The 15,824-nt window shown below is 33.6% G+C and carries 20 protein-coding genes; 17 read left to right on the forward strand and 3 right to left on the reverse strand.

The features are described from left to right. The first annotated feature begins 9 nt into the window (after window positions 1–9). The 14 genes from ACRHOC_RS07875 (at window position 10) to ACRHOC_RS07940 (ending at window position 11,308) form a co-directional block, all read left to right on the forward strand. Window positions 10–729, forward strand: a complete 720-nt coding sequence (locus ACRHOC_RS07875) for a hypothetical protein (protein WP_431158055.1) — start codon at window positions 10–12, stop codon at window positions 727–729. A 106-nt stretch (window positions 730–835) separates the two neighbouring features. Further along, window positions 836–2,008: a helix-turn-helix domain-containing protein gene (locus tag ACRHOC_RS07880; protein WP_431158056.1), complete on the forward strand. Its 1,173-nt coding sequence runs from the start codon at window positions 836–838 to the stop codon at window positions 2,006–2,008. A gap of 98 nt (window positions 2,009–2,106) precedes the next feature. After that, window positions 2,107–2,601 (forward strand): DoxX family protein, encoded by a 495-nt coding sequence (locus tag ACRHOC_RS07885; protein WP_431158057.1) that lies wholly within the window; start codon window positions 2,107–2,109, stop codon window positions 2,599–2,601. A 6-nt stretch (window positions 2,602–2,607) separates the two neighbouring features. Further along, window positions 2,608–3,096 carry a hypothetical protein gene (locus ACRHOC_RS07890; protein WP_431158058.1) on the forward strand — a complete coding sequence of 163 codons (489 nt, stop codon included), beginning with the start codon at window positions 2,608–2,610 and terminating at the stop codon, window positions 3,094–3,096. Window positions 3,097–3,100: 4 nt separating this feature from the next. Then, on the forward strand, window positions 3,101–3,484 hold the full coding sequence (locus tag ACRHOC_RS07895; RefSeq protein ID WP_431158059.1) for a hypothetical protein: 384 nt from the start codon (window positions 3,101–3,103) through the stop codon (window positions 3,482–3,484). Window positions 3,485–3,488: 4 nt separating this feature from the next. Continuing rightward, window positions 3,489–4,385 (forward strand): GIN domain-containing protein, encoded by an 897-nt coding sequence (locus ACRHOC_RS07900; protein ID WP_431158060.1) that lies wholly within the window; start codon window positions 3,489–3,491, stop codon window positions 4,383–4,385. A 112-nt stretch (window positions 4,386–4,497) separates the two neighbouring features. After that, window positions 4,498–5,676 (forward strand): cytochrome-c peroxidase, encoded by a 1,179-nt coding sequence (locus tag ACRHOC_RS07905; RefSeq protein WP_431158061.1) that lies wholly within the window; start codon window positions 4,498–4,500, stop codon window positions 5,674–5,676. 75 nt (window positions 5,677–5,751) lie between these two features. Then, window positions 5,752–7,365 carry a class I SAM-dependent methyltransferase gene (locus ACRHOC_RS07910; RefSeq protein ID WP_431158062.1) on the forward strand — a complete coding sequence of 538 codons (1,614 nt, stop codon included), beginning with the start codon at window positions 5,752–5,754 and terminating at the stop codon, window positions 7,363–7,365. Further along, a complete protein-coding gene (locus ACRHOC_RS07915) occupies window positions 7,362–7,631 on the forward strand; it encodes a YidH family protein (RefSeq protein WP_431158063.1) in 270 nt (89 codons plus the stop codon). Before ACRHOC_RS07910 ends, ACRHOC_RS07915 begins: the two co-directional genes overlap by 4 nt. A 128-nt stretch (window positions 7,632–7,759) precedes the next feature. Further along, window positions 7,760–8,425 (forward strand): hypothetical protein, encoded by a 666-nt coding sequence (locus ACRHOC_RS07920; RefSeq protein WP_431158064.1) that lies wholly within the window; start codon window positions 7,760–7,762, stop codon window positions 8,423–8,425. Beyond that, on the forward strand, window positions 8,418–9,482 hold the full coding sequence (locus ACRHOC_RS07925; protein WP_431158065.1) for a sensor histidine kinase: 1,065 nt from the start codon (window positions 8,418–8,420) through the stop codon (window positions 9,480–9,482). Before ACRHOC_RS07920 ends, ACRHOC_RS07925 begins: the two co-directional genes overlap by 8 nt. Continuing rightward, window positions 9,472–10,164, forward strand: coding sequence for a LytR/AlgR family response regulator transcription factor (locus tag ACRHOC_RS07930; RefSeq protein WP_431158066.1), 693 nt, complete (start codon window positions 9,472–9,474; stop codon window positions 10,162–10,164). Before ACRHOC_RS07925 ends, ACRHOC_RS07930 begins: the two co-directional genes overlap by 11 nt. Before the next feature lies 1 nt (window position 10,165). After that, on the forward strand, window positions 10,166–10,648 hold the full coding sequence (locus ACRHOC_RS07935) for a hypothetical protein (protein WP_431158067.1): 483 nt from the start codon (window positions 10,166–10,168) through the stop codon (window positions 10,646–10,648). Window positions 10,649–10,729: 81 nt separating this feature from the next. Then, a complete protein-coding gene (locus ACRHOC_RS07940; RefSeq protein WP_431158068.1) occupies window positions 10,730–11,308 on the forward strand; it encodes a DUF4136 domain-containing protein in 579 nt (192 codons plus the stop codon). Here ACRHOC_RS07940 and ACRHOC_RS07945 read toward each other — a convergent pair. Further along, the gene (locus tag ACRHOC_RS07945) at window positions 11,305–12,471 is read right to left on the reverse strand and encodes a THUMP domain-containing class I SAM-dependent RNA methyltransferase (protein WP_431158069.1); all 1,167 of its coding nucleotides are present in this window, start codon (window positions 12,469–12,471) and stop codon (window positions 11,305–11,307) included. The genes ACRHOC_RS07940 and ACRHOC_RS07945 overlap by 4 nt on opposite strands. A gap of 139 nt (window positions 12,472–12,610) precedes the next feature. Between ACRHOC_RS07945 and ACRHOC_RS07950 the strand changes: the two genes are divergently transcribed. The 3 genes from ACRHOC_RS07950 to ACRHOC_RS07960 are packed head-to-tail and all read left to right on the forward strand — an operon-like array spanning window position 12,611 to window position 14,450. Beyond that, on the forward strand, window positions 12,611–13,342 hold the full coding sequence (locus ACRHOC_RS07950) for an SAM-dependent methyltransferase (RefSeq protein ID WP_431158070.1): 732 nt from the start codon (window positions 12,611–12,613) through the stop codon (window positions 13,340–13,342). 5 nt (window positions 13,343–13,347) lie between these two features. Next, window positions 13,348–14,022 (forward strand): ZIP family metal transporter, encoded by a 675-nt coding sequence (locus tag ACRHOC_RS07955; RefSeq protein WP_431158071.1) that lies wholly within the window; start codon window positions 13,348–13,350, stop codon window positions 14,020–14,022. Continuing rightward, window positions 14,022–14,450, forward strand: coding sequence for a DUF4268 domain-containing protein (locus ACRHOC_RS07960; RefSeq protein ID WP_431158072.1), 429 nt, complete (start codon window positions 14,022–14,024; stop codon window positions 14,448–14,450). The genes ACRHOC_RS07955 and ACRHOC_RS07960 overlap by 1 nt, the downstream gene beginning before the upstream one ends. Window positions 14,451–14,452: 2 nt before the next feature. On the opposite strand, the gene trhA is transcribed toward ACRHOC_RS07960, so the two are convergent. Both trhA and ACRHOC_RS07970 read right to left on the reverse strand, forming a co-directional pair. Continuing rightward, window positions 14,453–15,079 (reverse strand): PAQR family membrane homeostasis protein TrhA, encoded by a 627-nt coding sequence (gene trhA, locus ACRHOC_RS07965; RefSeq protein WP_431158073.1) that lies wholly within the window; start codon window positions 15,077–15,079, stop codon window positions 14,453–14,455. Further along, window positions 15,080–15,757: a DUF4294 domain-containing protein gene (locus tag ACRHOC_RS07970; protein ID WP_431158074.1), complete on the reverse strand. Its 678-nt coding sequence runs from the start codon at window positions 15,755–15,757 to the stop codon at window positions 15,080–15,082. Between the last annotated feature and the right edge of the window lie 67 nt (window positions 15,758–15,824).

Here is a 15,824-nt window from a genome sequence, read left to right on the forward strand (position 1 = left end):
TTTATATCTATGAGGTTCCATTTTACAATTACTATCGTTCTCTTTTTATATCCCGTCACACTCTTTTCTCAAATTGGTATAACAAGTGGACTCTCTCGGAAACAACCAAGTACGGCATTTTATCCATTAACCTATATAAGTTTAGAGGATCAAGAAGTTTCTGGTTATGGTTTTGTTAATCCTGTAGATTATAAAACAATTGTTTTTATAAGTGAAAAACCTACAGATTCTCTTGTTAAAGACTGGAAGTCTATTAAAGTTAAATCAGCCACTGTATATAGAGAAAATTTCAAGGATTTTGTGGACAAAATGGAAGATTTGGGGTTAAAACTAGATTCTACAGACCAAAAAAAAATACGCTCAAAAACCAATTCATTAAGCGATACTTTACAAGTCTATTTTCTCAGAAAAATGAAAGGTGCTATTGCTCACGGGCTACGGCAATTTATCTATGAGAATGAAGAAATAAGATTGTTTAGATTTGTTCCATCCTTATCCTTTATGCCTCCACCAGTCATAATGTTTCAAACCACAGAACTCCCTGTTTATGAGAGCGAAACATACTTTATAAGCTATCTCAGTCATAAAGCTTTTAAGCGTTCGGTTAAAAAGTCATTGAAGAAATGTCCAAAAATGATCGAAAATGCAGAAAACGGAAAATATTTCCCAGAGAGTAAAGAGGGATTATTAGAATTTGCAGAAGACTATAAGACCTATTGTAGCAATTAAGTGCTATAGCTAGAAACCTCTTTTGCCTCAAAATACAATTTGAGACGTGATTATTATTTGAACATATTATAAAAGTTCTAACTTTAGTAACTTAAATCAATCTATTATGTTTCCAGATTTTAATCGTTGGAGTTTACCCCTCTTAATTCTCGTGCTTCAAGGATTAATCTTCGTAGCCTTACTTTTAACACGCTACTTCAAAAAACGAAATATATCAGATCTATTTTTAGGACTTATCCTATTACTTACCTGCTATAGCCAAATTTGCTATACAGTTGGGTTTATGGGTTGGTATGATGCCTTTAGAACTACAAAAATTAATTATTTCCTTATTAACATAGGCGTTGGTTTGGCGCCATTAATATATTTATATATTAAGTCGATAACTACTTCAAACTTTAAATTTAAAAAATCATATTGGTGGCACTTTGCACTAGCATTTGCAGTTATACTGTACCGATTTGGCATTTATACCTATGATGCCTTGCAACCAGGGTTTAATGATACCCAAAACGGTATATTAAAGATAGAACTCGATGAAGCCTATGTACAATCTATTATGGGCTATATAGAGGCGCCATTCATGCTCATTTATTTAGCCTTTACCTTTCAATTGTTTTATAATTATCGAAAAAAAATTATTCAATATTTCTCAAATACGTATAAGCTAGAATTAAATTGGATTTTGAGCTTTCTCATTCTTTTTAGTATGTTGTTTCTATATGGTGTCATTCAAGATATCGTAGGTTCTCGTTTTATGGAATTAGGATATCAACAGCGTTGGTGGCTTAATCTCTTAGTCGCACTAGTGACTTTGTACGTAGGTATTAAAGGTTACTTTACAGATACAACGAAACTTAATAAGCTTGATTTTACATTTACACCAAAAACAATTGGTATACCAGAATCAAATTCTGATATGGAAGTTAAGTCCATTTCGGAGGATGATATTCAGATTGTAAAATCTCTTATGGAAGTTGAAAAAGCCTATCTCAATTCTGACCTCAACCTATCTGATTTGGCAAAAATGGCAAACATGAGTCGTGCACAGCTTTCTGAAACGATTAATTCAGGCTTTAACAAAAACTTTAATGATTTTGTAAATGAATATCGTGTTAATGCGTTTAAAAACATGTTGAAGGAGGACAAACATAAACAACTCTCATTACTTGGTATTGCTGAAGAATGTGGCTTTAATAGTAAGGCTACATTTAACCGTGTATTCAAAAAAATAACTAACTACTCTCCTACTGAATATTTAAAATCTCAAAGTATTTGAGACGTCTCAAATCGTATTTAAGACCTTTGAATACAATATAAGTCGCCATCCCAAGACTTTCATTGCAACTTTGTACCATCAAACAAAATACATATGCAATGAAACGATTAAACAACCTTTTAAAATTTACAATTACACCTGTAACACAAAAATCATGGCTTTCAGATTTAGTATTAGCCATTCCTAGAATTCTCTGTGGACTATGGTTAACAACAATGTTTGGAGCAGACAAATTTGGAATGCCATGGACCGCAGATAGTCAGAATCTTAATCTCTTCGAGGTTTCTGCATGGTTTCCTGAAGACGTAGCATCTTATGGAGGCATTTTTGCAATAGCACCAGTTTTCTTTGCTTGGATGGGAGCCTTCAGTGAAGCTGTAGGTGGTCTATTCTTAATGTTAGGTCTTAAAACAAGGGTAGCCTCCTTTCTAATAATGTGTACCATGCTGGTTGCCATATTCATGCAAAAATGGAATCAAGGACTTTGGGGAATGTTACCTGCATTAGGTTTTCTATGGGTGGCACTATATAATCTAATCCTTGGATCAGGACGATTTGGCTTAGACTATCTAATCAGTAAAAAATTAAAATAATTAACCATGAAACAACTATTACTAATACTGCTTGCCTTTACTTGGATCTCCATTAGCAATGCACAAGAACCATTAAAACTAACGGATTTTGAAATCCTAAACAACACAAGTTGGGAAGGCAAACTTACTTATAAAGATTATCAGTCTGGTAAAATGACACCTGTTGATGCCACGATGCAAATAAAGATTAAGAATGATCGCATAATTACCAATGTGCAATACACTTATGAACCTAATAAAAATAACTCCTCCTATGTAAAATTGAAAAAAGGTGGAACCTATTACGGAAATGAAAAACTCATCAGTAATACTATCAGTAATAACGAGAGAACATTTGTCACCTATTATGAAGGTAAAGATGGCGGAAAGAAAGCCGATATCTATATCACGCACCAATTTAGTAAAGACCGTTTAAAGATCACTAAAGAAGTGCAGTATAAAAATGAAACAACACGTTTTGTTAGAAACACATATAAATTCAAAAAAATCCAATAGAAAAATGAAAATAAAATTTTACATCATCGCACTACTAATTCTTGCAACGCTTACAAGCTGTGTACAAGAAGTACATTTAAAAACAGTAACCTTTAAGGTAAACATGATCAACACCGAACAACCTATAAATGTTGGTGTAAAAGGAGATTTTACTGAAAATCGTTGGAATGAAACTATACCTCTAACCGACGAAAATAATGATGGTATTTACGAAGTAACGGTTAGTCAAAAAACAGCAATAAATCAGATTCAATTCAAATTTGTAAATAACGAAGAATACGAACTCAAGGAGGCCGATAACAGAGTTCTAGAATTTGAATATAAGCCAGAAACTATAATCTACGAGACAACTTTCAACAATCCAGAATCAAAAATTACAAAAGAATAAAATCATGAAACAGATAACACTATTGCTTTTACTTGTCAGTGTAACAAGTTGGGCACAAATCAAAGGAAACAAAACAATAGAAACTCAAACCTTTACAACGGAGTCTATTGAACGCGTAAAAATCAATTTATACGCTAAAATCACAATAGATCAATCGAGTACTGAAAACAGTATATCAATAACAGCAGACAGCAATCTTTTTGACCTCATCGCAAAAGAACTGGACAATGGAGAATTAGCATTAGACCAAATAGAATGGATTTCGCCTTCAGAGCCCATCATAATAAAAATAGGAGCACCAGATCTAAAACGCGTGGATTCTGGCACTCATGATACAACACGAATTATAAATGTAAATAATGACTATTTACAAATTATGGCACCAATTGGTAATGTTATTGTTGAAGGCAGAACAAAAGAATTACGATTAGGCGCAGAACTTGCTACCATCGACGCCTCAGAAATGATTGCAGAAGACGTTTATGTTAACCTTTGGAAATATGGAAAAATTACAGTTAATCCACAAAACAAGCTTTGGGCAGATGTTTCAAATGATGGACGATTAATCTATTTAAACAAGCCAGAAGATTTTACAAAAAAAACTAAGAACGGTGGCAGAATTGTAGCTCAATCGGAAGCAGAAACTCTTAAAAATCCTAATGCTGAGTTTATAAAATTTAAGATAAAGAATAACTCTTCAAATAGAAATCAATTCTATGTGGTTGGTCCAAAACCAGATGGCTCAAAGTTTAGTTATGGATTTCCTATGATGCCAAATTCCAAACGCAATGAGAATTGGTCGGTTGGGACAAAAGTGTATAAAGTAAGTGCACTTGGTTTTAAAAAATTACTGGTAAAAATTAAAAAAGAAGATGAGGGTAAAGTTGTAAATCTGTTCTAGATTAAACCTTTTTAAAATATAGGAGTCAAAGAAAGAGACATAGGGTAATCTTAAGAGTCAAAATTGGTTTTTAAGATTATCGATGTATATTAAACCACAAATTAATCAATATATGCATAAGCATCTTTCTTTTTTAATCATTGCTGTTCTATTTAATTGTAGCTCCAGTGATGATGGTAATGCTCCAATTCAAAATCCAGAGGAGATTGATTTGAGTACCTATTTCAATATCGATTTTAATGCACTCCCAAATTATCAAAATCAAACTATTCCATCTTATATCACTAGAGACAATACACCTAATGATAACCCAATTACAGATGAAGGTGCAACTTTAGGTCGAATACTATTTTATGACACCAACCTATCATCTGATAACACAGTATCCTGCGCAAGTTGTCATAAACAGGCGTTTGCTTTTAGTGATGATATTAGTGTTAGTATTGGCGTTAATGGTTTAACCGGCAGACATTCTATGCGATTGGTTAATGCTAGATTTTCGGATGAAAATAATTTCTTCTGGGACGAGCGTGCTGGTTCTTTAGAAGAACAAACAACTATGCCTATACAAGACCACGTTGAAATGGGCTTTAGTGGAGAAGATGGTGATATGTCATTCGATGATCTTATTACTAAATTAGAAAATATTGATTACTACCCTACTTTATTTGAGTTAGCATTTGGTGATGAAACCATTAGTGAGACAAGAGTACAAGATGGTTTAGCACAATTTGTAAGAAGTATTCAGTCTTTTGATAGTAAATATGACGAAGGACGAGCTGTTGCCGCTAATGATGGTCAACCGTTCAACAATTTTACAGATCAAGAAAACCTAGGGAAACAATTGTTTTTGCAACCACCAAACTTTAATAATCAAGGTATGAGAATTAATGGTGGTATAGGTTGCGCTGGTTGCCATCAACCACCAGAGTTTAGCATTGATCCAAACTCACTTAATAACGGTATTATAACAACTGCTGATCAATCTGGCACTGATTTTGACGTAACCAGATCACCTAGCCTACGTGATGTTGTTAAAGCAGATGGATCAAGTAATGGACAGTTTATGCATATTGGTCAAAGCAATAATTTAATTACGACTATAAATCATTATAACGACATTACCATCGGAGCTAACCCAAATTTAGATCCTAGATTAAGACCAAATGGTATTGGACAACAATTGAATATAACAGATGAAGAAAGAGATGCGGTAATAGCGTTTATCAGAACACTTGCTGGAAACAATGTTTATAGTGATGATAAGTGGAGTAATCCTTTTATCAATTAAAGAAAAGATAATATCGATGGTAAAGCACTTATTTCTATAAGTGCTTTTTTTATATCTTTAATTCAAACTAAATCAATGCTTACAAAATCTGATAAAGCAAAGCTAAGAAGTACCATTTTTAGACACTTAGATGGTATTGCAACAGCAACAACGACTTATACACTTCACAAGCACAAGGTACTAGACCATCTATTAAATAAGAAGGTCGTCAATTTAAATGACCTAACGAATGAATTTAATGCTAATGATGGCTACTTAAACGTTGCCTTGAGAGTTTTATGTTCACAAGGCTGGCTAGATCAAGAATTAGATAATGCATCTAATAGTGTCACCTATAAGACCAATGAAAATAGTGCTAAAGCATTTGCTTTGGCACCACTTTATGAAGACGCTGTTATTCTCCTAAAGTACTCAGATCGATTTGCAGAAGACAAAATGATAAGCGTTGATGCCTTTATAGCTTTAGAACGTATATTTAAGAAGTTTGAAGGCAACTATGGATTAAATGACACTGACGAATCCTCAATAGAATTCCAAGTATTAAAACATATTGAAGGTGCCATAGCAGGCCCAATCATTGTGCTTCTTGGTGTTAATGGTTTGTTTCATAAATATTTTATGGAAGCGTCCTTTACAGCTGAAGAGTATCATAGAGATCCTGAAAGTTTCAGAAAAATACTTGATTTCTTTTCTCATTTGGGGTGGTTCAACAAAAAAAGAAATACCTACCAGTTTACAGATAAAGGTTTATTCTTTGCGAAGCGTGCAAGTGCCTATGGTGTAACGGTATCTTACATTCCAACGTTTTTAAAACTTGATGAGCTCATTTTCGGCAATCCAAGTATACTGAAGACGACTTCAGCTGATGAAACTGAAAAGCATGTCCATAGAGAAATGAATGTTTGGGGAAGTGGTGGTGCCCATGCTACATATTTTAAAGTAATTGATAAAGTCATTATCGATTTATTTAACCGTCCTATCGAAGAACAACCTAAGGGAATATTAGATATGGGTTGCGGTAATGGTGCATTCATTGAGCATATTTTTAACGTTATTGATCAACAAACTCATAGAGGAACCATGCTAGATGAACATCCTTTACTCTTAGTTGGTGCCGACTTTAATAAAGCCGCTTTAAAAGTAACACGTGCTAATCTCATTAAAGCAGATATTTGGGCAAAAGTTATTTGGGGCGATATCGGTCGACCTGAAATCCTAGCTTCCGATTTAAAGGAGGATTACAATATTGAGCTTCGAGACCTGTTAAATGTAAGAACCTTTTTAGATCATAATAGAATCTGGAATGCACCACAAAATTCACATGAATTATTAAGTACCTCTACAGGTGCTTTTGCAAGTAATGGTAAACGTTTATACAATAACGATGTGGAAGCATCACTCCTAGAGCATTTAAGCAAATGGAAACCGTATGTGGAAAAATTTGGGCTACTCATTATTGAACTTCACACCATAAACCCAATACATACGGCTTTAAATATTGGCAAAACACCAGCAACGGCATACGATGCTACCCATGGTTATAGCGATCAATACATTCTCGAAGTTGAAGTGTTTAGAAAAATGGCTATGCAGGCAGGATTAGTACCAGACGATAATCATTTTGCAAAGTTTCCTGATAGTGAATTGGCAACTGTAAGCATTAACCTCTTAAAAGGTAAAGAGCAATGACAAACAAAGATAAAAGTCACCTCATCACTAGAGATTGGCTTGCTGTAGAGCGAACCAAATTGGCTAACGAACGGACCTTCCTTGCCTATTTTAGAACATTTTTGGTATTACTAGGAACTGGAGTTACAATCATTAAACTTGAAATGTTCTCTGACCTTGAATCTTTTGGAATTATCCTAGTTATAGTATCTGCAATTATTCTGGCTGTTGGTATTTATAGATTGTTTCGAGTTAAACGTAAGATCCGGAAGTTTTACAAGGTTTAATTACCATAATAAATTCTTTAAAAAGAGAATCGAAAAATGTTTGGCATGAGCAGACTCGTGTTGGTCGAAATTTATTGCTCAACTTCGATTACCTGCTGAAATTTGCTGAAACTATAAAACAGTTCACCATGAGAAAATTAAAAACAATCTTATTATTTGGCTTAGTACTACTGCTCAATTCTTGTATTATTAAATCCATCAAACCTTTTTATTTGAAGGAGCATGTTAAATTCAATAAAGACTTAATCGGCAATTGGACAACAGGAAAATCAAGTAGCTGGCAAATAATGTCTTTTAAAGAAGTATGGGAAGAAGATAATAAAGATGAAGACGGAAATGTAAAATTAATGAAGGAAGATAAGGATGCCTATGAGTTATATAAGGATGCTTATATCGTTAATTACATTAGCTCAGAAAAGGAAGCCCTTTTTATTGCTATGCCATTTATGGTTGACGAACATCTATTTCTTGATTTCACACCTTTTGAATATGAAGACAGCAGTATAAATGGACTTGCTGCACAGCACCTATTAAAAACCCATTCGGTAACCTACGTAGATTTTAAAGATGATGGAACACTAAAATTTAAATGGCTAGATGAATCTGTGGTTAAAAAATTAATTTCTGAGAAAAAATTGCGCATTAAACATGAAGAAACTGGTATTGACCAAGATCTTATTTTAACTGCTAGCAGTGAAGAGCTCTATAGATTCCTTAAAAAATTCATGGCTTCAGACATTGAAAACAAATGGGATAAAGATGTTATAAAAACGCTAACACCATCAGATGTCTAATCTAAGTATAAACCAGATATTTAAAACGACAACCGTCCATAGACCACTACTATTTCATAGTGTTCTATGGCTTTTGTCTTTTACTGTATTGATCTTTGTGTTTTCAAAAGGAAAACGACCTGTTGCAATAGACTTTATATATACTGTTACTTTTCTCCTACTTATTGCCATACCAGTATGCCTTAATTTTTATTGGTTAATCCCTAAGTTTCTTAAAAAGGAAAAATATATAGCTTATACTTTTAGTCTATTGATAATCGGGATAATCTTTGGGTTCTTAATCTATCGCTATTTCCAACCCTTATTAGATGCTATATTTCCCTCCTACTTTTTTATATCCTTCCTCACTAACAACAATTTAATTATAGTCATTGCCATTTTTATGGTGAGTACAACGCTATTAAAATTGGGTGAAGACTGGTTCTATTTTAATAGTAATCAGAATAAACTGCTTAAGCTGAAAAGTCAACAGTTTGAAACGCAATTATCCATGTTGCGATCACAAATCAATCCGCATTTTTTATTCAATTCTCTTAACGTTATTTACGCATTGGCATTAGAGCAACACAATGACACTACCAAAGCAATCGTCCAATTATCAGATATCCTAAGGTATATCATTTACGAATCTGATACAAAAAGGATAAGCCTTAAAGAAGAATTAAGTTTGTTAAGGAATTACATTGCGTTTCAAGATTACAGAACAAATACTCCTGTAGCGACTCAAGTCACTACGGATATTGAAAACGAAAACTTCCATATCTATCCCATGCTATTACTACCACTTTTAGAAAATAGCTATAAACACGGAATAATATCTGGTGAAACCAAGCTACCAATAAAAATAAGCATTAAACAAAAGGATAATCTTTTTGAATTCAACATCGATAATGCTAATTCTGACACAAAAAATGCTATTGATGAAAAACATTCTGGTGTAGGGTTGAGCAATCTTAAGAATAATCTTAATTTGGTTTATCCAAACCAGCACGACCTAACAATTAATGAGACACAAGATATCTTTACGGTTAATCTAAAATTGACAAATGAAATCTAAAAAGAAAATTTCGTGTTTAATTGTAGATGACGAATTAGCATCTCAAAAGGTATTGAAGCATTTCATTTCAGAGGTCCCAACCTTAGATCTACAAGCTGTATGCAATAATGCATCAGAAGCTTTTAAGCACTTACAACTAAATGATAAAGTTGATTTGCTTTTTTTAGACATAAATATGCCTAAGCAGTCTGGAATAGATTTCTATAAATCGCTCATAAACCCACCCAAAGTCATTTTCACCACAGCCTATCCTCAATATGCTGTTGAAGGCTTTGAGGTAAATGCTATTGACTATCTTTTAAAACCCATTTCATTTGAGCGTTTTCTAACAGCAATCAACAAAACAATTTCTCTGCTTAACACCGAAAATGACGAACAAGATTTTATTATACTCAAAGAAAATAAAGCATTACACAAAGTCTTTTTCAACGATATTCAGTTCTTAGAAGCATTTGGAGACTACGTTAAAGTGCATACCAACTCAAAGACTATAGTCACCCATAGCACCTTCAGTAAACTCATAGACTGCTTACCAGGTTTTTTCTTGAGAACTCATAAATCATTTAGCATTAACCTTAATAAATTGAGTCATCTGTCTGGTAATCAAATTACCATAGAAAAGCACTCGATTCCAATCGGTCAAACCTATAAACAAACTGTATTAAATGCCTTAAATTTGTAACATGAAGATCGAATCTATTGTTACTATAAAAAAGGAACTTCAACACCTGCCAAAAGAAGATTTACTAGCACTCTGCTTACGACTAGGACGATTTAAAAAAGAAAATAAAGCACTTTTAACCTATTTATTATTCGAAGCACATGACGAAGATGGTTATGTGCTAAGTGTAAAGGACACTTTAGATGAACTTTTTGAATCTATGAATGTAGATAGCTATTTCTACATGAAGAAAACTATTCGTAAAATTTTACGTCAAATCAGAATCTACAGTCGGTATTCAAGCAAAAAATCTACCGAAGTGGAACTTCTACTCTACTTTTGTGACCGTTTAAATGGTATAAAACCCTCTATCCATAGAAATAAAATGCTCAGTAATTTGTACCAACGTCAGATTGTATCGATTGAAAAGAAAATTAAAGCACTGCACGAAGATCTTCAATATGACTATACGATGCAGTTAGAGGAAATTGAAAGCCAAAGATAGAGAAATCTCTCAAACTTGACATTTGTCATAGTTATTCTACATCAATATTTAGACCTTTAGTTTATTCTAAATATTGCGACTATGAAAACACTGAGTTTACGTTACCTATTAATATTTGGCTTAATATTGAGTTGTGCCTCAACGAGTGAGGTTGTTTATGATTATAATCTAGAAGTAGATTTTAATCAATATGAAACTTATGTCCTTTGTATGGATGATTTTTTTGTGGAACACACTAACCATCCAAAATCAGATAATGAAGAAGTAAGACGCCTAATTGGAGATGCTGTTGCATATGAAATTGAAGATAGAGGGCATCGTACTAATGTTTTAAATCCTCAATTACAAGTTGGCTTTAGATTATTAATCAGTGAAGAAACAGCCGAATTTACCGACTGTGAACATTCTGAAGAATTAGAGTATTGGGAGAGTTGTACAATTCATACACAAACCTATGATGAGGAAACATTGGTAGTCTATGTGGCAGATTTTGAATCAAAAAAGGTACTCTGGCATGCTTCTGTAATTTGTGATTTAAATCAGCCTGCTAAAAAGCTTAAACCATATATAAAAGGCTTAGTAAGTGAATTGTATAAAACTTATCCTAAAACACAAATGGCTCCTAATCCTGATGAGGCTAAGGAATATGATACCTATTAGTTTAAATGCTGTTTCTTGGCTTTACGGCTACCTTCATACATCTCGTATTTAACAAAGCGCGATTCGAGTTTGGCATTAAATACTTTTATTTTTCGAGAAGGTCGCAAGCCAATGTATTTTAAAGCTTCGAGGTTTGAAGTAATTAGCCAGGTATCCGCATTAGGATAACCGTGTTTTAAGGTAGTGCCAATATTACCATAGAATTCTTCGACATTCAGATTTTCTAATCGTTCACCATAAGGCGGGTTAAAAACCATATGGAGCTTTGCCTCACCTGCTTTTTGTGTTTTAAAAAAATCTTCGTGCTTTATTGTGATAAACTCATCTAAATGTGCATTCTTAATATTTTCATTGGCCTTTCGAATTGCAGAAGGTGATTTATCGTAACCTAAAATGCGATGGTGAAAATCTCTTGTTTTTTTGAGTAGAGATTCTTCAATCTTTTCAAAAAGATCAACATCCCAATCTTGCCAACGCTCAAACGCAAATTCCTTGCGCATCAAATTCGGCGGAATATTGCAGGCAATCATTGCGGCTTCGGCTAAGATTGTACCACTACCACACATCGGATCCATAAAATCGGTCTGTCCATCCCAACCACTCATTAAGATTAATCCAGCCGCAAGAACCTCATTAATTGGTGCAATATTAGTAGCTGTTTTATAGCCACGTCGATGTAGCGATTCTCCCGAAGTATCTAAAGATATTGTACAGCGTTGCCTATCGATATGAACATTGATTTTCAAATCTGGAAAGCGCAAATCGATATTTGGTCTGGTGCCATTTAGCTCTCTAAACCGGTCCACAATGGCATCCTTGGTTTTGAGGGCTGTATATTTTGAATGTGTAAATACACTATGATGAACCGTAGCATCAACAGCCAGAGTACCATCTTGTTTTAAGTAATTCTCCCATTTAATACGCTTAACATTAGTGTATAAATCTTGCTCTTTAACTACTCTAAACGTCTTAATAGGTTTTAGAATTTTAATTGCGGTTCTCAGTCCCATATTGGCCTTGTACATAAAACCTTTGTCACCAACAAAACTTACATTACGCACACCTTTTTCCACATGCATTGCTCCCATTTGGTTCAATTCCTTGGCAAGAATATCTTCAAAACCAAATAAGGTTTTAGCTACCATTTTAAAATTATTATCCATATGCTAAATCACAGTCTAAATTCAAAATCTAAACTATTTGTAATGTTGTTGGTTATTTTACTACAATTCAATTATCGATTCTCGCTAAACGCGCAAACAGAAAGCAAAAATACAGTATTTTTGTACGACATTTAATGATATGAGTAAATCCACCAAACAATGGTATGCCTCATGGTTTGATACACCATATTACCATATTTTATATAAGGATAGAGATTATGCCGAAGCACAGGTCTTCATGGATAATCTTACCAGCTACTTAAACATACCAGAAAAGGGTAAAATCCTTGATTTAGCCTGTGGTAAAGGTAGACACTCAGTATATCTTAATAAGCTTGGTTTTAATGTTACAGGAGTTGACCTTTCTGAACAAAGCATAGCTTATGCTAAGCAATTTGAAAATGACACCTTGCAATTTGAGGTTCATGATATGAGTAAGCCTTACAATGGCACTTTTGATGCTGTTTTTAATCTTTTTACAAGTTTCGGCTATTTCGAAGATGATATTTGTAATTTAAATACAATTAAATCTATAAGAGAGGAACTTAATTCAAGTGGTTTTGGTGTTATAGACTTTATGAATGTGGATTATGTTGTGAACAATCTCGTGCCGCAAAACACAAAAACTGTTGAAGGGATTGATTTCCTTCAAAAACGACGCCTAGAGAATGGTTACATTGTAAAAGACATACATTTTAATCACAATGATATCGTTTACAGTTACCAAGAACGTGTTAAGGCATTTAGACTAAAAGATTTTCAAGAATTGTTTGATAAGGCTAATGTAACCCTACTTGATATTTTTGGTGATTATAGTCTCAATAAATATCACCCTGAATCCTCAGAACGCCTAATAATGATATTTAAGTAATTGGTATGAATAAGTATTTATTTCCAATTTATGCTATTATAATAGGAGTACTCATTGCCATTTTAACTAAAAGGCAAAAGTCTTTGGGCACCAAGTTATTATTGTCATTTAGTGGTGCCTTCTTATTAGCTTTAACGCTCTTTGACCTATTACCAGAGGTGTATGAGCATCTTGAGGCAAAACGTACAGGTTTATTCATAATGTGTGGCATATTACTTCAAATTGTACTCGAATTTTTTTCAAAGGGTGCTGAACATGGCCATGTACACATTCATAAAGATGATATGAATTTCCCGTGGCTCTTGTTCATAAGCCTTTCAATTCACAGTTTTTTAGAAGGATTCCCTATTCACCAAGAAAATGACATGGTTTTCGGTGTTTTTATTCATAAAATACCAATTGCAGTATTAATAACCGCATATCTCATTCAGTCTTCCTATTCGAAACTACAGATTGCATTGTTCTTAGTTGTTTTTGCCTCGATGACGCCTTTAGGAACTATTATCTCTAATAATTCTACTGCAGTAAATGAATATGTTAATGTCATAAATGCGGTTGTTATAGGAATATTTCTTCATATATCGACTACCATTTTATTTGAAGCTAGTGAAGGCCATAAGTTTAATTTATCCAAACTCCTGGCTATTGTGCTTGGTGTTCTTATTGCTTATTTCCTATAATGTTTTCAAAAGAGGAAAGCCGTTTGTTACGTCAGGAATTCTGGACGAGTTTTGGGAAATCTTTTCCAAGAAAATGGCTACTCTATAACACAAAAATCAAAGGGCTCTCTTTTAAATTTCACTTTGATACTAAAAAGGCGCTCATCGCATTGGATCTTGAAGATGACCTTGAAAACAGAATTAACTGTTGGGAAAAACTGGTTGCCTTAAAATCTATATTACACTCAGATTATTTACCAAATGCTATTTATGAGGAAGAATTCTATTTAGAAAATGGAAAAGAAATATCTCGCATATATGTTCCACTAGAAAGCAAAGTATCCATTCACAACAAAAATACGTGGCAAGAGGTTATGCAGTTTTTTAACCTAAATATGAACTTATTCGAAGTGTTCTTTGAGGAATACAAGGATATTATTAAGTCATAGCTCTAAATGACATAGTAATAGACCATAAGGAAGTGACTTATGGCTCCTGCTAATACAAATACATGCCAAATCACGTGATTAAATGGAATCTTTTGAATAGCATAAAAGACGATACCAACCGTATAAAATAGGCCACCAGCAAATAGCCAGAAAAGACCATTCGGTCCAATTGCATCCGAGAGATTAGCGAAATCAAACACAATCAGCCAGCCCATTACTAGATATAAAGACGTAGAAAAGGCTTCAAATTTACCTGTAAAGAACAACTTTAGTATCACTCCAAAAAGTGCAATACCCCAAACAATCCAAAATAAAGTCCAGCCTAGAGAATCTGTAAGAAGTATGAGAAGTACAGGTGTATAACTACCAGCAATAAGAAGGTAAATACTTATGTGATCAACGATCCGGAAATAGTGTTTTTTCTTTTCATCAACTACAGAATGGTATAGTGTAGAGGCTGTGAATAAAATAATTATTGATAAGCCATAAACTATAACACTAAAAAGATCAAAGGGTCTATCCTTATTTACATTTATGATTAATAAAACTAAACCTAAAATACCTAAAACAACACCAATTCCATGAGACCAAGCATTGAGTTGTTCCTCCAATTTGGTTTGCTCACTCATTTACTTTTTAGTTTTAGGTTTTCCCCACTTATTCACGCAGGCATAAAAATCAATATCAAAAGCTGGTTTTTGACGTTCTAATTGCTCATTTTGAAAGGCACGTTGTAGAATATCTTCAATTAAATAGTCTTCCTTTTCGTCTATAGGACTAAATTCCTTTTTTAGCGAAATATCAAAGATCTTGGCCGTATTATTAAACCAGAAGGCTCGCCAACCACTGCGTAATTCTTTAATTAAATCAAAAGCTGTTGTGCCAGTTTGCCTGTGAATCAATTTTATTAAAATTTGACCTTCAGTTTTGGTCAATTTTTTCAACTCTTCAGAGAACTCATCTTCTATATATTTCTGAATCACTTTAGCATAGCGCTTTTTATGTCGTTTTTTCTTTAAAGTTGATAAACGTTCTTGTAAAGCTTCTAAACGCTCTGAAGCTAATTTGGCATAAGGATATACCTTGAGTGTTTTTCGCCTTAAGACCAAATATCTAATCCGTTCATCACGATTCTTAAAATTAAGTTCTGGTAAGACTAAAACCTCATCTAAATCTATAGCGGTTCTTGGTATAGAATCACCCTCAATAATAATATACTCAACCTGAGTGGTATCTTGTTCCACTGGATTGATTTGACCAATCATCAAGCACGGCAAAAAGAGGAGAATGTATGCTAAATTCTTCATAACTATTAGCCTTCTAAAATCATTCCAAAGAAGACTTTTAAGAGGTTCTCAAAATTAAGAATTAATA

The organism is Winogradskyella poriferorum, from assembly GCF_050618035.1.
Classification (GTDB): Bacteria; Bacteroidota; Bacteroidia; order Flavobacteriales; family Flavobacteriaceae; genus Winogradskyella; species Winogradskyella poriferorum_A.